Consider the following 22,264-nt stretch of genomic DNA (forward strand, 5'->3'; position numbering starts at 1 on the left):
CTGTGCCTTACCGAGCCCCGCTACCATTACGCATGAGCCCCGACGAATACTGCCAGAACAAGGCCGCCCAGAGCGGCTCGAGCTTCTACTACGCTTTCCTTTTCCTGCCCCCCGAACGGCGCAAGGCCATCACCGCACTCTATGCGTTCTGCCGCGAGGTGGACGACGTGGTCGACGAATCCAGCGAACCGTCCGTCGCACGCATGAAACTGGCATGGTGGCGTACGCAGGTCGAACGCCTGTATGAAGGCCATGCCGATCACCCGGTCATGCAGGCCCTGCTGCCGCACCTGCACACTTATTCACTGACTTCAGAGCGTCTGCATGCCGTCGTCGAAGGCATGGAAATGGACTTGGATCAGTCACGCTACATGGACTGGCCGGGACTGCGCAAATATTGCTGGCATGCCGCCGGGGTGGTGGGCGAATTGTCCGCCAGCATATTCGGCTACACGCAGCCCGAAACACTCGTTTATGCCGAGAAACTCGGCCTCGCATTTCAGCTCACCAATATCATCCGCGACGTAGGCGATGACGCGCGTCGCGGTCGAATTTACCTGCCCGTCGATGACATGCAGAAATTCAACGTCACGGCATCCGAGATCATTGACCGGCAACATTCGGAACGCTTCGTCGAATTGATGCGCTTCCAGACCGAAAGAGCGCGGCTATGCTACCGCGAGGCCATGCAGGCCTTGCCCGAAGCCGACCGCCGCGCACAGCGGCCCGGCCTTATGATGGCGTCCATCTATTACGCCTTGCTCGAGGAAATCGAACGCGATAACTGGCAGGTATTGGACCAGCGCATTTCGCTGACGCCTATCCGCAAATTCTGGCTGGCGTGGAAGATCTGGGTGGGTGGCGGACGCGGCCTGGTCAAGCGCCTGGGACGATGAACATTGCCGTAGTCGGCGGTGGCTGGGCCGGCCTTAGCGCCGCAGTCCGCCTGAGGCAGTACGGCTGCTCAGTCGTCGTATTCGAGGCCGCGCGGACGCTAGGCGGGCGAGCCCGCAGGGTGTCCTCTGCGACGCTCAATACCCGCATCGACAATGGCCAGCACATATTGCTGGGGGCCTACACCGAGACACTGGCATTGATGCAAGAGCTGGGCCTGAACGTGCCGGACCTGTTCCTGCGCGAGCGCCTGCAACTGCACTCGGCCGATGGCAGCTTTTCCTTGCGCGCTGGCGCCCTGCCCGCGCCCCTGCATTTGCTGGGCGCCATCCTGGGCGCACGGGGCTTGGGCTTGATGGAACGCTTGCGCATCATCGCCATTACCACCCGGCTGCGAAGGCACGGATGGAAGGTCGATGGCGGGATGACTGTTGCGCAATGGCTGGCACAAGGAAGGCAATCGCCCCGTGCAATCCAGTTGTTCTGGCAGCCCCTGTGTCTTGCCGCACTCAACACCCCCATGGACGCTGCATGCGCCCGGTTGTTCGCCCGCGTCCTGCAGGATAGTCTGGGTGGACCAGGTCATGCGTCCGATGTGCTGATACCCCGGGTCGATCTATCGCAATTATGGCCGGACCAGGTCGCGCAATACAGGCCCGACGGGACTCCCGGCGAGCTGGCTGTGCGCCCCGGATGTGCCGTAAGAAAATTGCAAGCATGGTCCTCGCACGTCAATGTGGACGGATCGCGGTTCGATGCCGTCGTCGTGGCCGGCAATGCACCCGCTACGCATCGGCTGCTGCAACAACTGGACCCTTGCGAATCCGGTATCGACTACCTTTCGACGCTTTCCGCATTTCAATACCTGCCGATCGCCACCCTCACGCTTCAACTGGAACGACCGTGGAATAGGGTGCACCCCATGCTGCTGCTCAAAGATTTTCCCGAACGGATGCAGTACGGCCAATGGCTTTTCGACCGCAGCGCCAGCGGACCGGCTGATTCACAATGTTTGCTGAATATCGTCATCAGCGATGCCCGCGCCTTCATGGAGCATTCCAGGGCGAAGGTCATTGCCGCCACGATCGACCAGGTAAGGGAACAGAGCGAGCGCGAGGCCGACATGCCCGGGGTGCGGAACCACGAAGTCATCATCGAAAAACGCGCCACATTCGCCGCCGTTCCGGGCCTGAGGCGGCCTTCCAACAGCACGCCCTGGCCACGAATATGGGTGGCGGGGGACTGGACGGACACCGGCTACCCGGCGGTGCTGGAGGGCGCCGTGCGCAGCGGCAAGGAGGCCGCGCACGCGATTTATCGAACGCTAGGATCCCGCCTGGCCCAATGACGATAATAGGCTGGCCGTGGCAAAACCAAGACAAGTCAGGGCCAGGCTACCCGCAAGACTGAAACCGATATAGCCAAAGGCCGACAAGTAGGCGCCACGCTCCAGCAGGCCCACCGCCTCCCCGGAAAACGTCGAAAATGTTGTCAGCCCACCCAGAAAGCCGGTGACCAGCATGAGCTTGAGCCACATCGGCGCTTCGGGATACATCGCCAGGGCGCCCAATAGCAGCCCAACGAAATAGCCCCCCAACAAATTAGCCGCCAGCGTGCCCCACGGCAAAAGCCAGCCTGGCTGGTTGAGCCACAATCCCAGCATCCAACGGCATATTGCTCCCGCTGCGGCGCCTATGCCGATGGCCATGAAATTAGTGGGCGTGAACATGGATTCGCAAGAGTCTCGGCGACTACCCCTTGGGGGCCAGGGTTACATCGGCCCACCAGCGGTCCGGGTGTGTTTGAAGGACTTCTATTTCAGCATGGTTCTGATTTGACATGTAGGGCTCCTTGTGAGGGTGCTACCGCTGTTCGAATTCAATGCCTCATCACACAGGCGCATGCTGACGGATATAGTCGCGCACCAGTTCCACGTTGCAGTCCATGACCTCCACCCGTTGCGGCAGCGCCGCCAGTTCCCGCAAATGTGCGGGGATTGGCGCGGCTTGGCCTATGGCTTCCTGTATGGTTTCTCCGAACTTGGCCGGCAAGGCTGTCTCGAGCACCAGCATGGGTATGCCTTCTTCGGTATAGTCGGCGGCAACTTTTACGGCGTCGGCGGTATGCGGGTCGATGAGCACGCCGGTTTCACCATACACCTTCTTGATCGTCGCCAACCGGTCCTGATGACTGCTTACCCCGGCCACGAAGCCATAACGCGACTCAAACAGCGGCAAGAGCCGGCTTAGATCGAATTCGCCCTTGATTTCAAGCTGCTTCCAGCAATCACGAACCTGCTCCGCATCCTGGTCAAGCAGATCGAATACGAAACGCTCGAAATTCGATGCACGCGAGATGTCCATGGAGGGACTGGAGGTTGCATGGGTGTCAGCGGCGGACCGGGGACGGTAGATTCCGGTGCGGAAAAATTCTTCGAGCACGTTGTTCTCGTTCGTCGCCAGGACCAGCCGGTGTATCGGCAGGCCCATTTGACGGGCAACATGCCCGGCAAGGATATTTCCGAAGTTACCCGATGGCACGGCAAACGACACCAGCTGCCGCGGCGCCGTGGTGGCACGCAACCAGCCCCAGAAATAATAAACCACCTGTGCCGCGATCCGGGCCCAGTTGATGGAGTTCACTGCGCCCAGATGATGACTGGACTTGAATTCCAGGTCGCCAGCCAGCGCCTTGACAATATCCTGGCATTCATCGAACACGCCCTTCAGCGCAATGTTGTGAATATTCTGGTCTTGCAGCGAATACATTTGCGCGCGCTGGAATTCGCTCATGCGGCCATGAGGCGAGAGCATGAACACCGATACGCCGCGCTTGCCGCGCAACGCGTATTCCGCAGCCGACCCGGTATCCCCCGAGGTCGCTCCGAGGATATTCAGGCTTGCATGGCGCTTGTCCAGCACATATTCGAACACCTGGCCCAGGAACTGCATGGCCATGTCCTTGAAGGCCAACGTCGGGCCCTCGGACAAACCCAGTAGGCTGACGCCCTGCGCCAGCGGCTTGAGCGGCACCATTTGTTCACCCGGAAACACGTCGGCGTTGTAGGCGGCGTGAGTCAACCGGGAGAGATCTTCCCGGGGAATGTCGCCGATGAACAGGCTCAATATTTCGGTGGCCAGGTCGGCATAATCGAGGCCACGCCACGATTCGAGCGTTTCCGCACTGATTGCAGGGAGGCTTGCAGGCATCGCCAGGCCGCCATCGGGCGCGAGCCCCTCGAGCAGGATATCGGAAAAGGCCATGGGCGCCATGGCACCCCGTGTCGAGCGATATTTCATACCAGATTCTCCACGCGCAAACGTGTGACCGGGGAACGTACGAACGGCAGGGCCTGGATACGTTCGAGCGCGGTGTCGACGTCGCCTTCCCGTGCCGAATGCGACAGGAAAATAATGTCAGCCTCTGTCGTGCCGTGCGGCTCCTGGAACATCGAGCCGATCGAAATTCCGGCGTCTGACAGAATGCGGGCCAAATCGGCCAGCACGCCCGGACGATCCTCGACGCGCAGGCGCAGGTAGTACGACGATTGGATATCGGCAATCGGCAGGATGGCAATGTCATCCATGGCATCGGGCTGGAAAGCCAGGTGCGGCACCCGGTGATCGGGATCGGCTGCCTGCAGACGGGTTACATCGACCAGATCGGCGATGACCGCCGAAGCCGTGGGCAATTCGCCCGCGCCCTGCCCGTAATAAAGCGTGGGACCGACTGCATCACCCTGTACCAGTACCGCATTCATGGCACCTTCGACATTGGCCAGCAGGCACTCCATAGGCACCAGGGTAGGATGCACACGCAGCTCGATACCGTCGGCGCGCCGGCGGGTAATACCCAGCAACTTGATGCGGTAGCCCAGGCGTTCGGCGTGGGCAATGTCTTCCTGCGCCAGCGAGGAGATCCCTTCGACGTGCGCTTTATTGAATTGCACTGGAATACCGAAGGCCAGCGAGGCCAGCAGCGTAAGCTTGTGCGCCGCATCGATGCCTTCAATATCGAAGGTGGGATCGGTCTCGGCATAGCCGAGCCGCTGTGCTTCCGAAAGCACTGCGTTAAAGGGCAGGCCGCGGGAGCGCATCTCCGACAGGATGAAATTGGTCGTCCCGTTGATGATGCCTGCCAGCCATTGAATCCGATTGGCGGTAAGTCCTTCGCGTATGGCCTTGACGATGGGTATGCCACCGGCGACGGCGGCTTCGAATACCACCATTACGCCCTTCTCGTGTGCCGCGGCAAAGATTTCGTTGCCATGCCGGGCAAGCAGCGCCTTGTTGGCGGTGACCACATGCTTGCCCTGCTTGATGGCTTCCATGACCAGGTCGTGCGCCAGCGTATCGCCGCCGATCAGCTCGACCACGATATCGATATCGGGGTTACGCACGATGTCCATGCCGTCTGTCGTGACCGATACCTGGTCGCCGACCAGGCGCCTTGCCTTTTCAATGTCCCGCACCGCCACGGCAGCGACTTCAATACGTCTTCCCGCCCGGCGTGCGATTTCTTCCGCGTTTTGCGTCAATACTTTCCAGGTTCCGCCGCCAACAACACCCAGACCCAATAAACCAACTTTCATAGGACTCATTTATTTACTACCCAACCCGTCTTTGCGGAACATTTCTTTAATGCCGCGCACCGCCTGGCGGGTACGCTGCTCGTTTTCGATCAAGGCAAAGCGCACGTAGTCGTCGCCGTACTCACCGAAGCCTATTCCCGGCGAAACCGCCACCTTGGCATCGGCCAGCAGACGCTTGGAAAATTCCAATGAACCGAGCTTCTGGTAGAACTCGGGAATCTTTGCCCAGATATACATGGATGCTTTCGGTATATCGACCATCCAGCCCGCTTCGTGCAAGCCTTTGGCCAGAACGTCACGCCGATTCCGATACTGTTCGACAACTTGACTTACGCCGTCCTGAGGGCCTTCCAGCGCGGCAATCGAGGCGACCTGGATAGGCGTGAACGTGCCGTAATCGTGATAGCTCTTGATGCGTGCAAGGGCGTTGACCAACTCCTGGTTGCCCACCATGAAGCCCACGCGCCAGCCCGCCATATTGTAGCTTTTGCTCATGGTGAAAAATTCGACGGCAACGTCGCGGGCGCCTTCGACCTGCATGATGGATGGCGCGACGTAGCCGTCGAAGGTGATGTCGGCATAGGCCAGATCGTGCACGACCAGTATATTATGCTCTTTGGCCAAGGCGATCACCCGCTCGAAGAACGACAGGTCGACACACTGGGCAGTGGGATTGCTGGGGAAACCCAATATCATCATCTTGGGCTTCGGAATACTTTCACGCACCGCCCTGTCGATTTCTTCGAAAAAATCCAGGCCGGGCGTCATAGGCACGGAACGTATGTTGGCGCCGGCGATTACCGCCCCGTAGATATGAATGGGATAGCTCGGATTCGGCACCAGTACAGTATCGCCGCGATCCAGGGTCGCCAGCATAAGGTGCGCGAGGCCTTCCTTGGAGCCTATCGTGACAATGGCTTCGGAATCCGGATCGATCTGCACGCCGTAGCGGCGTTCGTACCATCCGGAGATTGCCTTGCGCAGTCGCGGTATGCCTTTGGACACCGAGTACCCGTGCGTATCGGGCCGGGAGGCGGCCTCGACCAATTTATCGACGATATGCTTGGGGGTCGGGCCGTCAGGGTTACCCATGGACATGTCGATGATGTCCTCACCTCGTCGCCGTGCCGCCATCTTCAGTTCGCCGGTAATGTTGAATACATAGGGCGGTAGGCGCTCTATACGCGGAAAACTCGTCATGATGGTCCTTGGGCGACAAAAATGGGAAATGGGTAGTGATGAATGCAGCGCAACAAAACGGGGTGTCCAATTTGAACGCGCGAGCGCAAAACAGCTAAGTAGTTTAAACGATCCAAAAAAAAGGCGGAGTCGCCATAAATCGACCGGCTTTGCGCTATGATCTTCAAGACTTTGGGAGTTTTTTGTGCAATTGCAAAGCGAATCCAACCCGGCGCTCAATACCGTGACCGCGTACGGGCATGACTATATAGAAATCAATGAAGTCTCCTATGGGCACGCGGTCTACTTCGCGCCCGAAGGAGACATCAACACTTGGTCGGTGAACGTCTTCAGCGACATCACCGCCGATACGCTGCGCGCCATCGTCGGCATTACGTCCGCCCGCGTTGACCCCATGGCTTTCCTGGATGCCGATGCTGCACCGCAAAAGCCGGCTGGCGCGCCAGAGGTTCTCCTGATCGGGACCGGAAACAGGCAGCATCTGCTGCCGGCACACATAACACGGCCATTGCTTGAGGCAGGCATTGGCGTAGAAGCCATGAGCACTCAGGCAGCGGCCCGTACCTACAACATTCTGATGGCTGAAGGGCGACGCGTTATCGTCGCGCTCCTGCCTCTCGAGGAGGCCGACGCATGAGCGAAGTTGCCGTTGGAAAACCCATCCCCGACTTCGTCGCCGCCAGCACGCACGGCGACATAAGCCAGGAAACGCTTCATGGCCGCACTACTGTCGTGTACTTCTACCCAAAGGACAGTACACCGGGCTGTACGACCCAGGCCCAAGGCTTTCGCGATCATCACCAGGATTTTGCCGACGCAGGCTGTCAAATCGTCGGAGTCTCCCGCGACTCGCTCAAGTCGCATGCCAACTTCACCGAGAAGCAAGGCCTGCCCTTTGCGCTCATCGCCGATCCCGACGAAAACCTGTGCGAACTGTTCAAGGTCATGAAAATGAAAAACATGTACGGTAAACAGGTACGGGGGATCGAACGCAGCACGTTCCTGATCGACAAACAAGGCGTGCTGATTAAAGAGTGGAGAGGGCTGCGGGTCCCCGGCCACGTTGACGAAGTACTGAAGGCGGTGCGCGAACAGGCATGACGCCGCACGCACACTCCGCGCTGCCTTGACTCCGACTGCTACGATTACTTACTTTCCAGAACGCTCAGGGAGCACACACCTTATGCCGCTACCGAAGTTGCCGACCCGCATGGGAGCCATGATTTCCCCTGCTGCATATGACGATGCAAGCAATGCGCCCGAACCCGCAGAAACGCAAGTGGCTCCTACCCCCCGTGCTCCTGTGCGTAAAACACCCTCAAAACGCGTCTCCACCAAGCCGGCCGCCTCTCCGCCCGTAACGCCCGTACCCACCACGGCGTCGGCAAAAGCTGCCGTTGCGCCGCCGCTGGCGGCAGTGCCTACACGCAGCCCGCGCAAATCCCGCCTGCCTGCGGCCAAGCGCAAGCTGTTTGTGCTGGACACCAACGTGCTGTTGCACGATTCGAATTCCTTGTTCAAGTTCCAGGAACACGATATTTTCCTGCCCATGATCGTGCTCGAAGAACTCGATCATCAAAAAAAGGGAATGTCGGAAGTGGCGCGCAACGCGCGCCAGGTCAGCCGTTTCCTCGATGGCCTGGTTGGCACATCGACCGAACTGGAACCCGGCGTCGAGCTTGACACATTGGGCAACCAGGAAGCCCTAGGGCGCCTGCATTTCCAGACCACCGCACTGCACTCGCAACTGCCCATCGAATTGCCGCTGGGCAAGGCCGACAACGTCATCCTGAACGTCGTGCACGCGTTGCAGGAAGCGTACCCCAAGCGCGCCGTGGTGCTGGTATCCAAAGACATCAACATACGCCTGAAGGCGCGCTCGCTCGGCATGCCCGCCGAGGACTATCTGAACGATCATGTTCTGGATGACTCCGATCTTCTCTACGACGGCGTCATGCCATTGCCGGAAAATTTCTGGCTCAAGCATGGCAAGGACGTGGAGTCATGGCAACAAGGCGGCACGACCTTTTACCGGATCAAAGGGCCTCTGTGCTCCGAATTCATCGTCAACGAGTTCGTGTATTTCGATGGCGAGCTTCCGCTGCAGGCCCAGGTCAAGGAAGTCAGCGGCACGACCGCTGTGCTGGCCACGCTGCGCGACTACAGCCATGGCAAGAACAATGTATGGGGCATCACCGCGCGCAATCGCGAACAGAATTTCGCCCTGAACCTGCTCATGAACCCTGACTGCGACTTCGTCTCATTGCTGGGTCAGGCCGGCACAGGCAAGACGCTGCTGGCGCTGGCAGCCGCCCTGACGCAAACGCTCGAAACCAAGCGCTACAACGAGATCATCATCACGCGGGCCACTGTGCCAGTCGGCGACGATATCGGCTTCCTGCCCGGCACCGAGGAAGAGAAAATGCTCCCCTGGATGGGTGCGCTCGAAGACAATCTTGAAGTACTGCATCTGGGGCCCGGCAATAGCGACATCGCCCCTGCTCCCGGCGGACAGGACTGGACCAAGAATGCGACGATGGAACTCATACGCTCTCGCATCAAGGTCAAGTCCCTGAATTTCATGCGCGGCCGTACGTTCATGAACAAGATTCTGATCATCGACGAAGCCCAGAACCTGACTCCCAAGCAGATGAAGACCCTGGTCACCCGTGCCGGACCTGGCACGAAAATCATATGCCTGGGGAATATCGCCCAGATCGACACACCGTATCTCACCGAGGGCAGCTCCGGCCTGACCTTCGTGGTCGACCGTTTCAAGGGATGGCCGCATGCCGGCCATATCACCTTGCAGCGGGGCGAACGCTCACGCCTGGCCGACTACGCCAGCGAAGCGCTGTAAACCTTTGCGTACGACATGAGCCAACCTTCACGCTTACCGATAGGACTTACCATGGGCGATGCGGCAGGCATCGGCCCTGAAATAATCGTCAAGCTATTTGCCGCCGGCCTGCCTTACCCCGCGGTGGTATATGGCGACGCCGGTGTCCTGCAAGCCACCCTTGAACAATTGAATATATCGGATTCGCTGCACATAGAGCTGGTAAGCGAAGCCGAGCTTGCCAATCACAAGCCCGATTCCATTCCAGTACTTAATCGATGGCAAGCCCTGCCGGCCAGCCTGCCTCCGGGCCGGCTCAGTGCCGAAGCCGGCCGTGGCGCCTACGAGTATTTGTGCCACGCCATCGACGATGCGCAGGCCGGGCGCCTGCGCGCCATCGTCACCGCGCCGCTCAACAAGAAAGCCATGCAGGCGGGAGGCATCGATTTTCCGGGCCATACGGAAATCCTGGCTGAACGAACCGGCACGTCGCGCTACGCGATGATGCTTGCCAATCCCGAGCTGCGGGTCATCCTCGTCACCATCCACGTGCCTTTGCAACAGGTCAGTGCCCATATCGCTTACGAAACCGAACTCGACACCATACGGCTGGCTCAACGGGCCTGCCTGCAGGCAGGCATCGAGCATCCCCGCATCGCGGTTGCCGGACTGAATCCGCATGCGGGCGAAGACGGACGATTCGGACAAGAAGAAATCACGGTCATCACACCCGCCATCGACCAGGCACGGACAGAAGGAATGGACGTCAGCGGCCCCTTTCCGGGCGATACAGTCTTCATGCGCGCCCGCCAGGGTGAATTCGATATCGTTGTCGCTCAATACCACGACCAGGGACTAATACCCGTCAAGTACCTGGGCGTCGATGAGGGCGTTAACGTAACGGTAGGATTGCCCTTCGTGCGTACCAGCGTCGACCATGGCACGGCCTTCGACATTGCCGGGCAAGGCATAGCCGACGCGGGTTCCCTGCGTTGCGCCTACGACCTTGCCTTGTCCATGACGCCCGACAACACTTAAACTCCTCCTTCGCAATCTCTCTGCTGCATCCCTGATGACCCCACGAATCTCTGTCGACCCCTTCCTGATCAAACTCTTTTTTGCCATCTTGCTAGCCAGTTTCGCACCCGCCCATGGCATAGGCACGCCCATTTTCGGCTGGATCACCAACGTCGCCATCGCCCTGCTTTTCTTTCTGCATGGCGCGCGATTGTCCCGCGAGGCGATTGTCGCGGGTGCATCGCACTGGCGCCTGCACAGCACCATCTTCGCGGTAACCTTCGTGGTATTCCCGGTACTGGGCATCCTGTCGGGACCGCTGCTCAAGCCCTACCTCACCCCCGATCTCTATACCGGCATCTTGTTTTTGTGCTGTTTGCCGGCCACGGTGCAGTCGGCCATTGCGTTTACTTCCATTGCCCGGGGAAACGTGCCTGCCGCGGTATGCAGCGCCTCGGCGTCAAGCCTGCTGGGCGTATTCGTAACGCCTGTACTCGTCGGCCTGGTGCTGGCGGGCAGCAGCATCAATGACGTGCCCTTGTCCTTTGATGCCATCGGCAAGATCATGCTGCAATTGCTCTTGCCATTCGTGCTGGGGCAGATTGCCCGGCGCTGGATCGGGGCGTGGGTCATCAAGCGCAACCGCCTGCTGAAGATCGTGGACCAGGGATCGATATTGCTGGTGGTCTATACCGCGTTTTCCGAAGCCGTGATAGGCGGACTATGGGCGCGCACGCCGCTATCGGCCCTGATCGCACTGGTGATCATTTCATTGGTTCTACTGGGACTGGTGCTGGGTATTTCGCTGCTGCTGGGGCGCCTGTTCAAGTTCGAGCTGGCCGATCGCATCACGCTGATGTTCTGCGGCTCAAAGAAAAGCCTGACCAGCGGGATTCCCATTGCGAACATCCTTTTTGCGGGCAGTTCCGTGGGTGCCATCGTGCTGCCGCTGATGATATTCCACCAGATACAACTCATCATCTGCGCCATGATCGCCGGCGCCTACGCAAGGCGCCCGTAGGCAGTGGTTTAGCCCATTCCTGAAGTGAAATTCAGGAATCGGGTGCTGGCACCCTGGAAGGTCAGGCGCACGCTGCCGATTGGACCGTTACGCTGCTTGCCCACGATGATCTCTGCCGTACCCTTGTCAGGGGAATCCGGGTTGTAGACTTCATCGCGATAAATAAACAAGATCAAGTCGGCATCCTGCTCGATAGCGCCGGACTCGCGCAAATCGCTCATTACCGGGCGCTTGTTCGGGCGCTGCTCAAGACTGCGGTTCAACTGCGACAAGGCAATAAGCGGGCACTGCAGCTCTTTGGCCAGGCCTTTCAGCGAACGGCTGATCTCGGAGATTTCGGTAGCCCGATTTTCGCCGGAGGAATTCGCCGACATCAACTGCATATAGTCGATAATGATCAAGCCCAGTTGACCACACTGCCTGGCCAGTCGACGAGAACGGGCCCGGACTTCCATGGAAGTCAGTGCCGGTGTCTCGTCGATGTAGATCTGGGCTTCCTGCACTTGCTGTACGGCATGGGTAAGCCGGGGCCAGTCGTCGGCCGTGAGCTTGCCCGTACGCATGCGATGCTGGTCCAGCATACCCACCGAGCCGACCATACGCATGGCCAACTGCACTGCACCCATTTCCATGGAGAACACGGCCACCGGCAAGCCCTGCTCAATGGCGACATGCTCGCCGATATTCATGGAAAACGACGTCTTGCCCATGGAGGGACGGCCCGCGACGATGACCAGGTCGCCCGCCTGCAAGCCCGACGTCATGCGATCAAGGTCGGTAAAACCGGTGGGCACACCGGTAATGTCGGAATCGCCTTCGCGATGGTACAGTTCATCGATGCGCTCGACGACCTGCGTCAGCAGTGGCTGGATCTCTTGAAAGCCGGTCGTGCCACGCGAGCCCTCTTGTGAAATCTGGAATACCCTGGACTCGGCCTCGTCCAGCAACTGGCGCGCTTCTTTTCCTTGAGGATTGAAGGCGGCGGCCGAAATTTCGTCGGCGACCGACACCAACTTGCGCAGCATCGAGCGTTCACGAACGATTTCCGCGTAACGCCTGATATTGGCAGCGGACGGCGTGTTATGCGCCAGAGCATTCAGGTAGGCCAGGCCGCCGACTTCGTCGGACTTGCCGGCGCTTGCCAGCGATTCATTGACCGTGACCACGTCGGCTGGGCGCGCCAGGCCGACAAGCCTAGTGATGTGCTGCCAGATGATCTTGTGGTCAAAACGATAAAAATCGTCTTCGTTCAGTACATCGGTAATGCGGTCATAGGCGGCATTGTCCAGCAACAGCCCGCCCAGCACAGATTGCTCGGCCTCGACCGAATGGGGCGGCACACGCAGGTAATCCAGCTGCGCATCACTGTTTTTCTTCTTGCTGTCCAAATCGACGCTCCGGAACAAAACTGATCAAAATACAAAAAGCCGGCATACACCGGCTTCTTGCTTCATGCGGGCGAGGTGTACATTCCAGAACCAAGGAATGTACCACGTGGCTGATACGGGATCAGGCCATTTCGCCTTGTACACGAACCGTGATGTCGACCACTACGTCAGCGTGCAGAGCAACGGACACGGGAAATTCGCCGACGGCCTTGATGGCGCCATCGGGCAAGCGAACTTGCGATTTCTGGACCGAGTCGAAGCCTTGCTTGGCCAACGCGGCAGCGATATCCATGCTGGTGACGGAACCGAACAAGCGGCCGTCGACACCGGCTTTCTGTGAAATGACGACAGTCTGGTCGGCCAGCTTTTCGCCGGTGGCCTGTGCTGCAGCCAGTTTGTCGGCCTGGACTTTTTCAAGTTCGGCACGGCGCTCTTCGAACTCTTTCAAAGCAGTTTCAGTGGCGCGACGGGCTATTTTCTGGGGAATCAGGAAATTACGGGCATAACCGTCGCGGACGCGAACGACTTCACCGAGATTGCCTAGATTGACGACTTTTTCGAGCAGAATGATTTGCATGACGATAGGCCCCGGATTAGTTGTGGTTATCGGTGTAAGGCAACAAGGCCAGGAAACGCGAACGCTTGATCGCGGTGTCCAGCTGGCGTTGGTAAATTGCCTTAGTACCGGTCAAACGCGCAGGAATGATCTTGCCGTTTTCCTGGATGAAGTCACGCAGGGTGTCCAGATCTTTATAGTCGATCTCGTCAACATTGGCGGCTGTGAAACGGCAGAATTTGCGACGTTTGAACAGCGGGTTTTGTTGCGTGAACTTGCGTTTTTCTTTGTCTTTTTTGAAGAAAGCCATAATGTGCCTCTTTAATGTCTGGGCTTAGCCCAAGCTGTATGTTCCATGCATCGAGCGTTTATTCGCTCGCGCAGCGATTTACCATGAATTCCTGCTATACAACGGCGCTTGCGCCGCCGGCAAAAACCCGATTTGCCTGCTGTATATGCAATACCAATTTGTTGGAGCCTTTACGCGCCGGAGCCAAAAAGCCCTGGATCGACAAAGACGCACCCAAAGGGGTATCGGCCAACAACAAGGCGATGTCTCCGAGAGCAACCGCAGAAAGTACCAGTTCGATCCGGCGCATATGACCGGCTTCCTGAACTTCTGATTCGTGACTCAACATCATTTCAACTGCTGGCAATCCGGCCGGGGTATACCTTAAAGGCTTGACCTCGAGGGCTGAAGCAGACAATAGAAGTTGATTCACGCGTTGGCTCGAGACACAGGTCCTTATTCCGCCTGTGCTGCGGGCGCGGCTTCGGCGCTTGCCTTGCGGGCTTCTTCACGCTCGACCGACTTCATCATGAGTGACGGCGCGGTGTGCGCTTTCTTGGTCTTGATGAGCAGGTGGCGCAAGATAGCGTCGTTGTAGCGGAAAGAATGTTCGAGTTCGTCGAGCACGGTCTGGCCGCATTCGATGTTGAAACAAACATAATGGGCCTTTACCAGCTTCTGGATAGGGTAAGCCAATTGACGGCGGCCCCAGTCTTCCAGGCGATGGATCTGGCCACCATTGCTGGTAACCACTGCCGAATAACGTTCGATCATGGCGGGCACTTGCTCGCTTTGATCGGGATGCACAATAAACACTACTTCGTAGTGACGCATAAACTACACTCCTTGTGGATATCTTTTGATGCGGCCAGCGACATCGCTGCCATCAAAAGGGACAGCCCGCCCATAAAGCCCGATAAGCCGCCAAGGCGGCATAACCAGCATGAAAACATATGGGTCGAGCAAGAAACAACCAAGCATTCTACCACTGTTGCACAAACCATCGCAAGCGCTGATGGAAGGGACGCAGTGGTCGATCTACCCTTCGACTACGGCGTAGGCGGAATGATTGTGTATGGATTCAAAATTCTCGGCCTCAACGCGAAAGCGTTGGACGCCTGCCACATTCTGAAGCTGAACCGCCACATCCCGTACAAGATCTTCGACGAACTTCGGGTTTTCGTAGGCACGCTCGGTCACGTACTTCTCGTCGCCGCGCTTGAGCAGACCCCAGAGTTCGCATGACGCCTGCTGTTCGATCCCGCGTATAAGCGTATCGATGTCCACCAATGCCGGATCGGCAAACACGGCATTGACCGTGATATGTGAGCGCTGATTGTGCGCCCCATACTGGGAGATGGCCTTCGAGCATGGGCAAAGGCTGGTGACGGGTACGAGCACGGATAGTTCGAATTCCGTCTGGCCGACCGCCTTCACGTCTGGGGAGCCAGCCAGGCCTGCGGCAGCGAAGGGCGCGACCTGCGCTCGAGCAGTCCATTTGATTTCATAGTCCATCAGGCTTGCCACGCCGGACACCGGCGCCACCTTGGTCATGAAATAGGGAAACGATGCCGCGATATCGCCTTTATCGGAATTAAGGAGCACCAGCATGGAAACCGCCATGTCGCAGAACAGCGCGGGGGTCATGGGCGTTTGCCGATGTTGCTCGAGCAAGGCCACGAAACGGGACATATGAGTGCCCTTTTCATGGGCCGGCAAGGACACGGTGAGTTCCCAGTTGCCCACGGTGGGAAGCGATGGGCCCTGTGCGGCGGCTATCAGCATGGGATGCCGTACCCCGCGCACACCCACACGTTCGATGGCAATATGCCGTGTATCGACGCTGCTTTGCACGTCAGGCATGGCAACAGCAGAATCAATCATAATATTCATGATAATAGACCTATAGAGCACCCGCTACGCGGAAGTGCCGGTTTGCAGACAACCATTCATTATGCGGCACATAGTCGCCGCATAACCCTATAACCATGATGGTATTAGGCGCTTTCCCTGGCAGCGGGAATAACTTGTTCCGCCAATAGGGCGCCAAACCGCTGCTGGGTCGATCGCTGGATACCCTGCGCGTCGAGTCCCAACTCGCCGAGAATGACAGTTTGCTCGCCATGATCGATGAACTGGTCTGGCAGGCCCAACTGCAGCACGGGACGCAAGATGCCTTGCCGGCTGAAATATTCCAAAACCGCGCTGCCGGCTCCGCCCATGATCGCGGCCTCTTCGATGGTAACAAAGCCATCGTGGTCCTGGGCCAGTGTTTGCAACATGGCTTCATCCAACGGCTTCACAAAGCGCATATCGACCACGGTTGCGTTTATTTCCTGTGCCGCTTCCAGCGCTTCGTGCAAAAGCGGACCGAATGCCAGGATGGCAATTCTGCTACCCCTACGCCTGAGCACCGCCTTGCCGATGGCGACCGTCTCGAGGTCGGCCTGGACGTCGGCGCCGCATCCGGCGCCACGCGGGTACCGCACTGAAGCGGGACCGGGATGCTCGTAGCAGGTGCTCAGCAGCAAGCGCGTTTCATTCTCGTCGGACGGAACGGCAACGACCATATTCGGTATGCAACGCAGGAATGCGATATCAAAATTTCCGGCGTGGGTTGCTCCGTCGGCGCCAACAATACCGGCGCGGTCCAGGGCAAAGGTGACATCCAGGTTCTGCAAGGCAACATCATGGATCAACTGATCGTAGCCGCGCTGCAGAAATGTTGAGTAGATGGCCACAACGGGCTTTTCGCCCTCACAGGCCAGGCCCGCGGCAAACGTGACGGCGTGCTGTTCGGCAATGCCCGCATCGATATAACGGGCCGGAAAGCGCTGCTCGAAAGCGACCATGCCGCTGCCTTCGCGCATGGCAGGGGTAATACCGTAAAGGCGGCTGTCCGCAGCGGCCATGTCGCAAAGCCAATGCCCGAATACCTGGGTGAAGGTCTGCTTGGGCGGCGACTTGGGCTTCTGGATGCCGACGCTGGGGTCGAACTTTCCAGGCCCGTGATACAGAACCGGATCGGCCTCGGCTAGCTTGTATCCCTGCCCCTTCTTGGTGACCACATGCAGAAACTGCAAGCCGCCCAGGCTACGCAGGTTCTCCAGCGTCGGGACCAGCGCGTCGAGATTGTGGCCATCGATAGGCCCGACGTAGTTGAAGCCCAGTTCTTCGAACAAGGTGGCAGGCGAGACCATGCCTTTGGCATGCCCTTCGAAGCGGCGCGCCAGCTCAAGAACGGGAGGAACGTGCTGCAATACCGCCCGCCCCACGTTCTTTGCGGTGGCATAAAAACGCCCCGACAAGAGGCGGGCAAAGTAATGGTTCAGTGCTCCGACCGGCGGCGAGATCGACATATCGTTGTCGTTGAGCACGACAAGGACGTTGACCCCTGGCGTCACCCCGGCATTGTTCAAGGCTTCGAATGCCATGCCGGCCGTCATGGCACCATCGCCAATCACCGCAATGTGCTGGCGATCTCCGAGGCCTGCGTTTCGGGATGCGACCGCCATCCCCAGCACTGCCGATATGGACGTGGACGAGTGCGCCGTGCCGAACGCGTCGTACTCTGATTCGCTGCGCCTGGGGAAACCGGAAATGCCGTCTTTCTGCCGCAGCTTGGCCATCTGTTCGCGACGGCCGGTAAGTATCTTGTGGGGATACGACTGATGCCCGACGTCCCAGACAATTCTATCGTCGGGTGTATTGAATACATGATGCAAGGCAATCGTCAGCTCGACCGTACCCAGATTCGATGACAAGTGGCCACCGGTCTTGGAGACGGTATGCAGGACAAACTCACGCAGCTCTACCGCGACCTCCTTGAGCTCGCGCCGATCCAGCTGACGCAGGTCGGCCGGTGAATGAATTTGTTCAAGAGAGGCGTTGGTCATACGAGTGATAAAGTAGTATCCAGGCGGTATTTTAGACCGTCAACAATAACAGCAAGCGCTGGCAACGTGAAATGGGCCTAGCGATCGCGGTCCACGATGTAATTGGCAATGCCGGCAAGATGGGCCGCCGAGGGTCCCAGAGGCAGCAAGGCGCTGTGTGCCTGGTCGCACAAGCTGCGCAGCAGATCGCGGGATCCGTCCAGTCCCATGATGGACACATAGGTAGGCTTGTTTTCAGCAGCGTCCTTGCCGGCGGTCTTTCCCAGCGTGGCGGTGTCGGAAGTCACGTCCAGGATGTCGTCGACAACCTGGAAGGCCAAGCCAATGGCGCCCGCATAGCTTTCCAGTCCGGCGCGCGTGGCCGAGCTGGCACCGGCCACTATTCCGCCCAGCAACACACTGGCTTCCAGCAAGGCGCCGGTTTTCATGCGGTGCATCTGCTGCAACTGATCGCCCGTCAGCGCGTGGCCCACGCTGCCGCAATCTATGGCTTGCCCGCCAACCATGCCAAGGCTACCTGCCGAACGCGCCAGCAACTGGGTCGCCTGCACGGTCAGGGCGGGCGCAATCGGCATGAGACCCAACAACTCGAAGGCCAAGGGCTGCAGGGCGTCACCCGCCAGCATGGCCGTCGCCTCATTGAATTTGACATGTACGGTGGGACGCCCGCGGCGCAAGGCATCGTCATCCATGCATGGCAAGTCGTCATGGACCAGCGAATAAGCGTGGATCAACTCGACAGCGGCAGCGGCGTGATCCAGGGCGATGCGCTGGGCCGACGCTTCGGAGCCGGTTTGCAAGGATGCTTCGCCGGCGGCATAGACCAAAGCGGCCCGCACGCGCTTGCCACCGCCCAGCACTGCGTAGCGCATGGCGTGATGCAGTCCTTCGGGCACGGTTTCCGCCGAAGGCAGGACTTGCTCGAGTACACCTTCAATATGCTCGACACGCTCTTGCAGCCACAAGGAAAAATCGACCGGTTCACGCCCCATTCTTATTCCTCGTCGCCGTCTGGCGTGCCGGCCAAAGGCTTGAGCAGGTTGCCCTGCAGTACTTTTACCTGCTGTTCGGCCTGATCGAGCCGGCGCTGGCATATCTTGGCCAATTCCACGCCCTCTTCATAAGAGGCCAGGGACTGATCAAGCGCCAGCGATCCGTTCTCCATTTTGGCAACCAGGGCTTCGAGTTGCGCGAGGGCCGTCTCGAAGTCCTGGGGCAACGCTGTTGCCTTGCCAACCGGCTTTTCGCTCTCAGGCAGAGCGCTTGTTTTCGTGTCAACCATTATTCATTCCAGAAGATAAGCAGGCCGGGAACACCCGCTTTTTTTGCGTCTTGTCCAAATTGTACGAGATGCCCGCCAAATTACCGAAACCGCTCCATTCAGCCTCCGGCAGGCTCCGTTGCGGTACAATTCTCGCTTACTCATTTATCGGCCAGGCCTTTTTTCGTCGCACCAGGACGCGCCATCCTCCTGGTTCATCACCGCGGGGGCGAATTATGACCGACATTGGTCGGAAAGCGCACATTGCGCCGGCACAAACGCAACTATCTGTCAGCAGCTACTTCGACGATGCAATCTTTGTCCAAGAGCAAGAACTCATTTTCAAGAAATCCTCGCTGTACATAGGGCATGAAAAGCTTGTGCCCGAAATCGGCGACTGGCGCACACTGCCCCAGGAGGACAGCGGCCGGGTGCTGGTGCGCAACAGCCAGGGCGTCGAACTGATATCGAACGTCTGTCGCCACCGACAGGCCATCATGCTGGGGGGCATACCCCAAAATGGCTGCACGTCGCAAACACAAAGCGGGAACCTGCGCGATACCGGCGGAAATATTGTGTGTCCTGTACACAGATGGACGTACAGCCAGCAAGGAAAGCTGATGGGGGCACCGCAGTTTCCCGAAACGCCGTGCATGAACCTCCAGAAGTTTACGCTCGGGAACTGCCACGGATTGCTGTTCGAAGGGCCGCGTGATCCGGCTGCCGACATGGCGGCTTTATTCGAACGGCCTGAATTTGATTTTTCCGACTATGTACTCGACCATGTCGAGGTCCACCAATGCCGCTACAACTGGAAGACCTTCATTGAAGTCTATCTGGAGGACTATCACGTAGGCCCTTTCCATCCTGGACTGGGAAGATTCGTAAGCTGCGAGGACCTGACCTGGGAGTTCTCCGACACGTACAGTTCGCAACGCGTGGGCATACATGGCGCGCTCGGCCAGCCGGGTACCGGCACCTATCGCCGCTGGCATGATCAGCTCATGAACTATCGCAATGGCGAAGCGCCCGAATTCGGTGCGGTCTGGGTGACGTACTTTCCGACGCACATGATCGAACTCTATCCCCATGTAGTGGTCCTGTCGACCCTGCATCCGGTCAGCCCGCAAGAAACCATCAACATCGTCGAGTTCTATTATCCGGAAGATGTCGTGGCTTTCGAGCGCGACTTCGTGGAAGCGCAGCGTGCAGCCTATATGGAAACCGCCATCGAAGACGACGAGATCGCCGAACGCATGGACGCCGGCCGGCGGGCACTGATGCGCCGGGGAGTCGATGAGCGGGGGCCGTACCAATCACCCATGGAAGACGGCATGCAGCATTTCCACGAATGGTATCGCCGCATGATGGGCCTGTCCCGGACTTAACCCCGTTCGACCGGGCGTGCGGGGTCGCTGCACCACTCGCTCCAGGAACCGGGATACAACACTGAACCGTGCAAGCCCGCCAGTTCCATAGCGAACAGGTTATGGCTGGCGGTAATGCCCGAGCCGCATTGGTGCACGATACGGTCCGCAGGCTGTCCCTGGAGAAGCTCGTTGAAATCGTGGCGCAATTCGGCCGCGGGCTTGAAGCGCCCGTCGGCCTGGACATTCAGCGTACTCGGGCGATTCAAGGCGCCCGGGATGTGCCCGGCCACGGGGTCCATGGGTTCGATCTCACCGCGATACCGGTTGGCCGCCCTTGCGTCGAGCACCGTAAATGATGGCTCGTCGATATTGGCCAATATCTTCTGCGCATCCAACGTGGGCATGCCGGCCTGGCCTGAATAGCGGGCACCTTCAACGGCCTGCGCATTGCTTGCCGCCGGCATATTAGAGCCGCTTTCGATCGGTCCGCCAGCTGCCACCCATGCCGCCCATCCGCCATCGAGCACCACCACAGCGTCGTGCCCGAGCCAGCGCAGCATCCACCACAGATGGGCGGCGTACATGCTATTGCCGCCGTCGTAGACAAGCACTGAAGTTTGTGGCGTGAGTCCCTGGGCCCGCATGAGCGTGGCGAAGTCATCCCTGGAAGGCAAGGGATGACGGCCGTTTGTTCCATTCTTCGGTGCCGCCAGCTGATTTTCATGGTCGAGGTAGAGGGCGCCCGGAATATGCCCTTGCTCGTAGGCCACCCTGCCCGCCATGTGATCGATGAGATCATGCCTGACGTCAAAGACAAGCCAGTCGGAAGCCGGCAATTTACGTATGAGGGTGGGCGCATCGATCAATAGATCAGACATGTCGGGACTCCTGTTCGGTTATGGTGCTGGTTGTGCCGCTTGCGGCAGTCTGCATGGACACGGTGGTCTGGCCTCGCATGATGCGATCCTCGCTATAGGTGCGCCATATGGACAGCAGGCCTGAAGCAATGATCATCGCCATACCTCCCCAGGCGATTGCATCCGGCAAGTCGTCCCAGAAGATGATCCCCAACATGGCGGCAAAGATGATCGTGGTGTATTGCAATGCGGCCGTCAAGAGGGCCGATCCCATGCCGAAGGCCCGCGTCATGGCCAATTGCCCCACCAGGCCCAGCAAGCCGACTCCGACGAGCGCCAGCCAGGCGAGAACGTCTATTTGGCGCCATCCCTCTACAGCGATGCCGCCCACGCTGCTCAGGCATACGCAGCAGGAAAAGATGAGCACGGTGCGCCACTCGGGTTCACCGACCCGTCCCAACTCCCTGACCTGCATCATGGCAATCGCCGACAAAGCGCCGGCACTGAGTCCCAACATGGCGGCAAACCAGTGCTCTTCGGCAATGCTCGGGCGCAGCACCGCAATCACGCCGATAAAGCCGAACAGCACTGCGATGAGGCGGACGGGATCGCGCTGGGAACCGCCACGGGCGAGCATCCAGCCGGCAATGAATAAGGGAGCCGTGTAGTTAAGGCTGATAGCCGTTGAGAGAGGCAGGTGCGAGATGGCGAAAAAACCCAGCCACATCGATGTAACGCCCGACACATTGCGCCACAAGTGAAGCTTCCAGCTTGGCGGCCTGAGTCGGCGATGCGTGAATTTGGCCCAACAAAAAAGCAGCAGCACCGAGGGAATACCGCGAAACAAGACCACGTGCGGCAGAGAGGCCCCATAATCGGAGGCGACTTTCACACAGGCCCCCATGCCAGCAAACATGACACTCGCCAGTAACATCCAGAGAGACTGCATGAAATCAACCGAAATTCTGATTTAAACGACAAAGTCGATACTATACTCTGCCGTTTTCCCTATTTTGAGCCGAGCCCGCTTTAAATCCGGGAACTGTGCTCCATATATAAAGTCCAACTTCGTTGTTCGCTACGCC

23 protein-coding genes are annotated in these 22,264 nt (G+C 58.7%); 8 read left to right on the top strand and 15 right to left on the bottom strand.

All coding sequences use genetic code 11. The features are described from left to right. Window positions 1-32 precede the first annotated feature (32 nt). Together hpnD and hpnE are read left to right on the top strand one after the other, a co-directional pair. Window positions 33-896, top strand: coding sequence for a presqualene diphosphate synthase HpnD (gene hpnD / locus CR159_RS02730; protein ID WP_102072484.1), 864 nt, complete (start codon window positions 33-35; stop codon window positions 894-896). Further along, window positions 893-2,242, top strand: a complete 1,350-nt coding sequence (hpnE, locus tag CR159_RS02735; RefSeq protein WP_102072485.1) for a hydroxysqualene dehydroxylase HpnE — start codon at window positions 893-895, stop codon at window positions 2,240-2,242. Before hpnD ends, hpnE begins: the two co-directional genes overlap by 4 nt. Here the strand turns inward: hpnE and crcB are convergent. The 4 genes from crcB to alaC form a co-directional block, all read right to left on the bottom strand. Then, entirely contained in the window at window positions 2,219-2,623 is a 405-nt protein-coding gene (gene crcB / locus CR159_RS02740; RefSeq protein ID WP_102072486.1) for a fluoride efflux transporter CrcB, read from the bottom strand. The two genes, hpnE and crcB, sit on opposite strands and share 24 nt — an antisense overlap. Window positions 2,624-2,783: 160 nt before the next feature. Next, complete coding sequence (gene thrC / locus CR159_RS02745; protein WP_102072487.1) at window positions 2,784-4,193, bottom strand: threonine synthase; 1,410 nt, start codon at window positions 4,191-4,193, stop codon at window positions 2,784-2,786. Then, window positions 4,190-5,494, bottom strand: a complete 1,305-nt coding sequence (locus CR159_RS02750) for a homoserine dehydrogenase (protein ID WP_102072488.1) — start codon at window positions 5,492-5,494, stop codon at window positions 4,190-4,192. Before CR159_RS02750 ends, thrC begins: the two co-directional genes overlap by 4 nt. After that, complete coding sequence (gene alaC, locus CR159_RS02755; RefSeq protein WP_102072489.1) at window positions 5,495-6,685, bottom strand: alanine transaminase; 1,191 nt, start codon at window positions 6,683-6,685, stop codon at window positions 5,495-5,497. 184 nt (window positions 6,686-6,869) lie between these two features. On the opposite strand from alaC, the gene CR159_RS02760 reads away from it, so the two are divergent. The 5 genes from CR159_RS02760 (at window position 6,870) to CR159_RS02780 (ending at window position 11,562) form a co-directional block, all read left to right on the top strand. After that, complete coding sequence (locus tag CR159_RS02760; protein ID WP_102072490.1) at window positions 6,870-7,322, top strand: Mth938-like domain-containing protein; 453 nt, start codon at window positions 6,870-6,872, stop codon at window positions 7,320-7,322. After that, the gene (locus CR159_RS02765; protein ID WP_102072491.1) at window positions 7,319-7,786 is read left to right on the top strand and encodes a peroxiredoxin; all 468 of its coding nucleotides are present in this window, start codon (window positions 7,319-7,321) and stop codon (window positions 7,784-7,786) included. The genes CR159_RS02760 and CR159_RS02765 overlap by 4 nt, the downstream gene beginning before the upstream one ends. Before the next feature lie 82 nt (window positions 7,787-7,868). Further along, a complete protein-coding gene (locus CR159_RS02770; protein ID WP_102072492.1) occupies window positions 7,869-9,545 on the top strand; it encodes a PhoH family protein in 1,677 nt (558 codons plus the stop codon). A gap of 15 nt (window positions 9,546-9,560) precedes the next feature. Next, on the top strand, window positions 9,561-10,562 hold the full coding sequence (gene pdxA / locus CR159_RS02775; RefSeq protein ID WP_102072493.1) for a 4-hydroxythreonine-4-phosphate dehydrogenase PdxA: 1,002 nt from the start codon (window positions 9,561-9,563) through the stop codon (window positions 10,560-10,562). A 34-nt stretch (window positions 10,563-10,596) separates the two neighbouring features. Beyond that, window positions 10,597-11,562, top strand: coding sequence for a bile acid:sodium symporter family protein (locus tag CR159_RS02780; RefSeq protein ID WP_102072494.1), 966 nt, complete (start codon window positions 10,597-10,599; stop codon window positions 11,560-11,562). Between the two features lie 8 nt (window positions 11,563-11,570). Here the strand turns inward: CR159_RS02780 and CR159_RS02785 are convergent, their stop codons facing one another. The 9 genes from CR159_RS02785 to CR159_RS02825 form a co-directional block, all read right to left on the bottom strand. After that, the gene (locus CR159_RS02785; protein WP_102072495.1) at window positions 11,571-12,950 is read right to left on the bottom strand and encodes a replicative DNA helicase; all 1,380 of its coding nucleotides are present in this window, start codon (window positions 12,948-12,950) and stop codon (window positions 11,571-11,573) included. A gap of 121 nt (window positions 12,951-13,071) precedes the next feature. Next, on the bottom strand, window positions 13,072-13,527 hold the full coding sequence (rplI, locus tag CR159_RS02790) for a 50S ribosomal protein L9 (protein WP_102072496.1): 456 nt from the start codon (window positions 13,525-13,527) through the stop codon (window positions 13,072-13,074). Window positions 13,528-13,543: 16 nt separating this feature from the next. After that, window positions 13,544-13,816 (bottom strand): 30S ribosomal protein S18, encoded by a 273-nt coding sequence (rpsR, locus tag CR159_RS02795; protein ID WP_102072497.1) that lies wholly within the window; start codon window positions 13,814-13,816, stop codon window positions 13,544-13,546. A gap of 94 nt (window positions 13,817-13,910) precedes the next feature. Beyond that, window positions 13,911-14,228 (bottom strand): primosomal replication protein N, encoded by a 318-nt coding sequence (gene priB, locus CR159_RS02800; protein WP_102072498.1) that lies wholly within the window; start codon window positions 14,226-14,228, stop codon window positions 13,911-13,913. A 23-nt stretch (window positions 14,229-14,251) separates the two neighbouring features. Beyond that, window positions 14,252-14,629 carry a 30S ribosomal protein S6 gene (gene rpsF, locus CR159_RS02805; RefSeq protein WP_102072499.1) on the bottom strand — a complete coding sequence of 126 codons (378 nt, stop codon included), beginning with the start codon at window positions 14,627-14,629 and terminating at the stop codon, window positions 14,252-14,254. Window positions 14,630-14,833: 204 nt separating this feature from the next. Beyond that, window positions 14,834-15,688 carry a GTP cyclohydrolase FolE2 gene (folE2, locus tag CR159_RS02810; protein ID WP_102072500.1) on the bottom strand — a complete coding sequence of 285 codons (855 nt, stop codon included), beginning with the start codon at window positions 15,686-15,688 and terminating at the stop codon, window positions 14,834-14,836. Window positions 15,689-15,792: 104 nt separating this feature from the next. Then, a complete protein-coding gene (dxs, locus tag CR159_RS02815; RefSeq protein ID WP_102072501.1) occupies window positions 15,793-17,691 on the bottom strand; it encodes a 1-deoxy-D-xylulose-5-phosphate synthase in 1,899 nt (632 codons plus the stop codon). 77 nt (window positions 17,692-17,768) lie between these two features. Further along, window positions 17,769-18,683 carry a polyprenyl synthetase family protein gene (locus CR159_RS02820; protein WP_102072502.1) on the bottom strand — a complete coding sequence of 305 codons (915 nt, stop codon included), beginning with the start codon at window positions 18,681-18,683 and terminating at the stop codon, window positions 17,769-17,771. A 2-nt stretch (window positions 18,684-18,685) separates the two neighbouring features. After that, window positions 18,686-18,973 carry an exodeoxyribonuclease VII small subunit gene (locus CR159_RS02825; protein WP_102072503.1) on the bottom strand — a complete coding sequence of 96 codons (288 nt, stop codon included), beginning with the start codon at window positions 18,971-18,973 and terminating at the stop codon, window positions 18,686-18,688. 215 nt (window positions 18,974-19,188) lie between these two features. On the opposite strand from CR159_RS02825, the gene CR159_RS02830 reads away from it, so the two are divergent. After that, window positions 19,189-20,340, top strand: coding sequence for an aromatic ring-hydroxylating oxygenase subunit alpha (locus CR159_RS02830; RefSeq protein ID WP_102072504.1), 1,152 nt, complete (start codon window positions 19,189-19,191; stop codon window positions 20,338-20,340). On the opposite strand, the gene CR159_RS02835 is transcribed toward CR159_RS02830, so the two are convergent. Together CR159_RS02835 and CR159_RS02840 are read right to left on the bottom strand one after the other, a co-directional pair. Further along, the gene (locus CR159_RS02835) at window positions 20,337-21,200 is read right to left on the bottom strand and encodes a sulfurtransferase (protein WP_102072505.1); all 864 of its coding nucleotides are present in this window, start codon (window positions 21,198-21,200) and stop codon (window positions 20,337-20,339) included. The genes CR159_RS02830 and CR159_RS02835 overlap by 4 nt on opposite strands. After that, the gene (locus CR159_RS02840; RefSeq protein WP_199173228.1) at window positions 21,193-22,113 is read right to left on the bottom strand and encodes a DMT family transporter; all 921 of its coding nucleotides are present in this window, start codon (window positions 22,111-22,113) and stop codon (window positions 21,193-21,195) included. Before CR159_RS02840 ends, CR159_RS02835 begins: the two co-directional genes overlap by 8 nt. Window positions 22,114-22,264: the final 151 nt, after the last annotated feature.

Source organism: Pollutimonas subterranea, from assembly GCF_002849655.1.
In the GTDB taxonomy this organism is placed as follows: domain Bacteria; phylum Pseudomonadota; class Gammaproteobacteria; order Burkholderiales; family Burkholderiaceae_B; genus Pollutimonas; species Pollutimonas subterranea.

What these genes read in the sequence shown, in the direction of transcription:
- hpnD (WP_102072484.1), top strand. Translation starts at nt 33, where the DNA reads ATGAGCCCCGACGAATACTGCCAGAACAAGGCCGCCCAGAGCGGCTCG.
- hpnE (WP_102072485.1), top strand. Translation starts at nt 893, where the DNA reads ATGAACATTGCCGTAGTCGGCGGTGGCTGGGCCGGCCTTAGCGCCGCA.
- crcB (WP_102072486.1), bottom strand. Translation starts at nt 2,623, where the DNA reads ATGTTCACGCCCACTAATTTCATGGCCATCGGCATAGGCGCCGCAGCG.
- thrC (WP_102072487.1), bottom strand. Translation starts at nt 4,193, where the DNA reads ATGAAATATCGCTCGACACGGGGTGCCATGGCGCCCATGGCCTTTTCC.
- CR159_RS02750 (WP_102072488.1), bottom strand. Translation starts at nt 5,494, where the DNA reads ATGAGTCCTATGAAAGTTGGTTTATTGGGTCTGGGTGTTGTTGGCGGC.
- alaC (WP_102072489.1), bottom strand. Translation starts at nt 6,685, where the DNA reads ATGACGAGTTTTCCGCGTATAGAGCGCCTACCGCCCTATGTATTCAAC.
- CR159_RS02765 (WP_102072491.1), top strand. Translation starts at nt 7,319, where the DNA reads ATGAGCGAAGTTGCCGTTGGAAAACCCATCCCCGACTTCGTCGCCGCC.
- CR159_RS02770 (WP_102072492.1), top strand. Translation starts at nt 7,869, where the DNA reads ATGCCGCTACCGAAGTTGCCGACCCGCATGGGAGCCATGATTTCCCCT.
- pdxA (WP_102072493.1), top strand. Translation starts at nt 9,561, where the DNA reads ATGAGCCAACCTTCACGCTTACCGATAGGACTTACCATGGGCGATGCG.
- CR159_RS02780 (WP_102072494.1), top strand. Translation starts at nt 10,597, where the DNA reads ATGACCCCACGAATCTCTGTCGACCCCTTCCTGATCAAACTCTTTTTT.
- rplI (WP_102072496.1), bottom strand. Translation starts at nt 13,527, where the DNA reads ATGCAAATCATTCTGCTCGAAAAAGTCGTCAATCTAGGCAATCTCGGT.
- rpsR (WP_102072497.1), bottom strand. Translation starts at nt 13,816, where the DNA reads ATGGCTTTCTTCAAAAAAGACAAAGAAAAACGCAAGTTCACGCAACAA.
- rpsF (WP_102072499.1), bottom strand. Translation starts at nt 14,629, where the DNA reads ATGCGTCACTACGAAGTAGTGTTTATTGTGCATCCCGATCAAAGCGAG.
- folE2 (WP_102072500.1), bottom strand. Translation starts at nt 15,688, where the DNA reads ATGAATATTATGATTGATTCTGCTGTTGCCATGCCTGACGTGCAAAGC.
- dxs (WP_102072501.1), bottom strand. Translation starts at nt 17,691, where the DNA reads ATGACCAACGCCTCTCTTGAACAAATTCATTCACCGGCCGACCTGCGT.
- CR159_RS02820 (WP_102072502.1), bottom strand. Translation starts at nt 18,683, where the DNA reads ATGGGGCGTGAACCGGTCGATTTTTCCTTGTGGCTGCAAGAGCGTGTC.
- CR159_RS02825 (WP_102072503.1), bottom strand. Translation starts at nt 18,973, where the DNA reads ATGGTTGACACGAAAACAAGCGCTCTGCCTGAGAGCGAAAAGCCGGTT.
- CR159_RS02830 (WP_102072504.1), top strand. Translation starts at nt 19,189, where the DNA reads ATGACCGACATTGGTCGGAAAGCGCACATTGCGCCGGCACAAACGCAA.
- CR159_RS02835 (WP_102072505.1), bottom strand. Translation starts at nt 21,200, where the DNA reads ATGTCTGATCTATTGATCGATGCGCCCACCCTCATACGTAAATTGCCG.
- CR159_RS02840 (WP_199173228.1), bottom strand. Translation starts at nt 22,113, where the DNA reads ATGTTACTGGCGAGTGTCATGTTTGCTGGCATGGGGGCCTGTGTGAAA.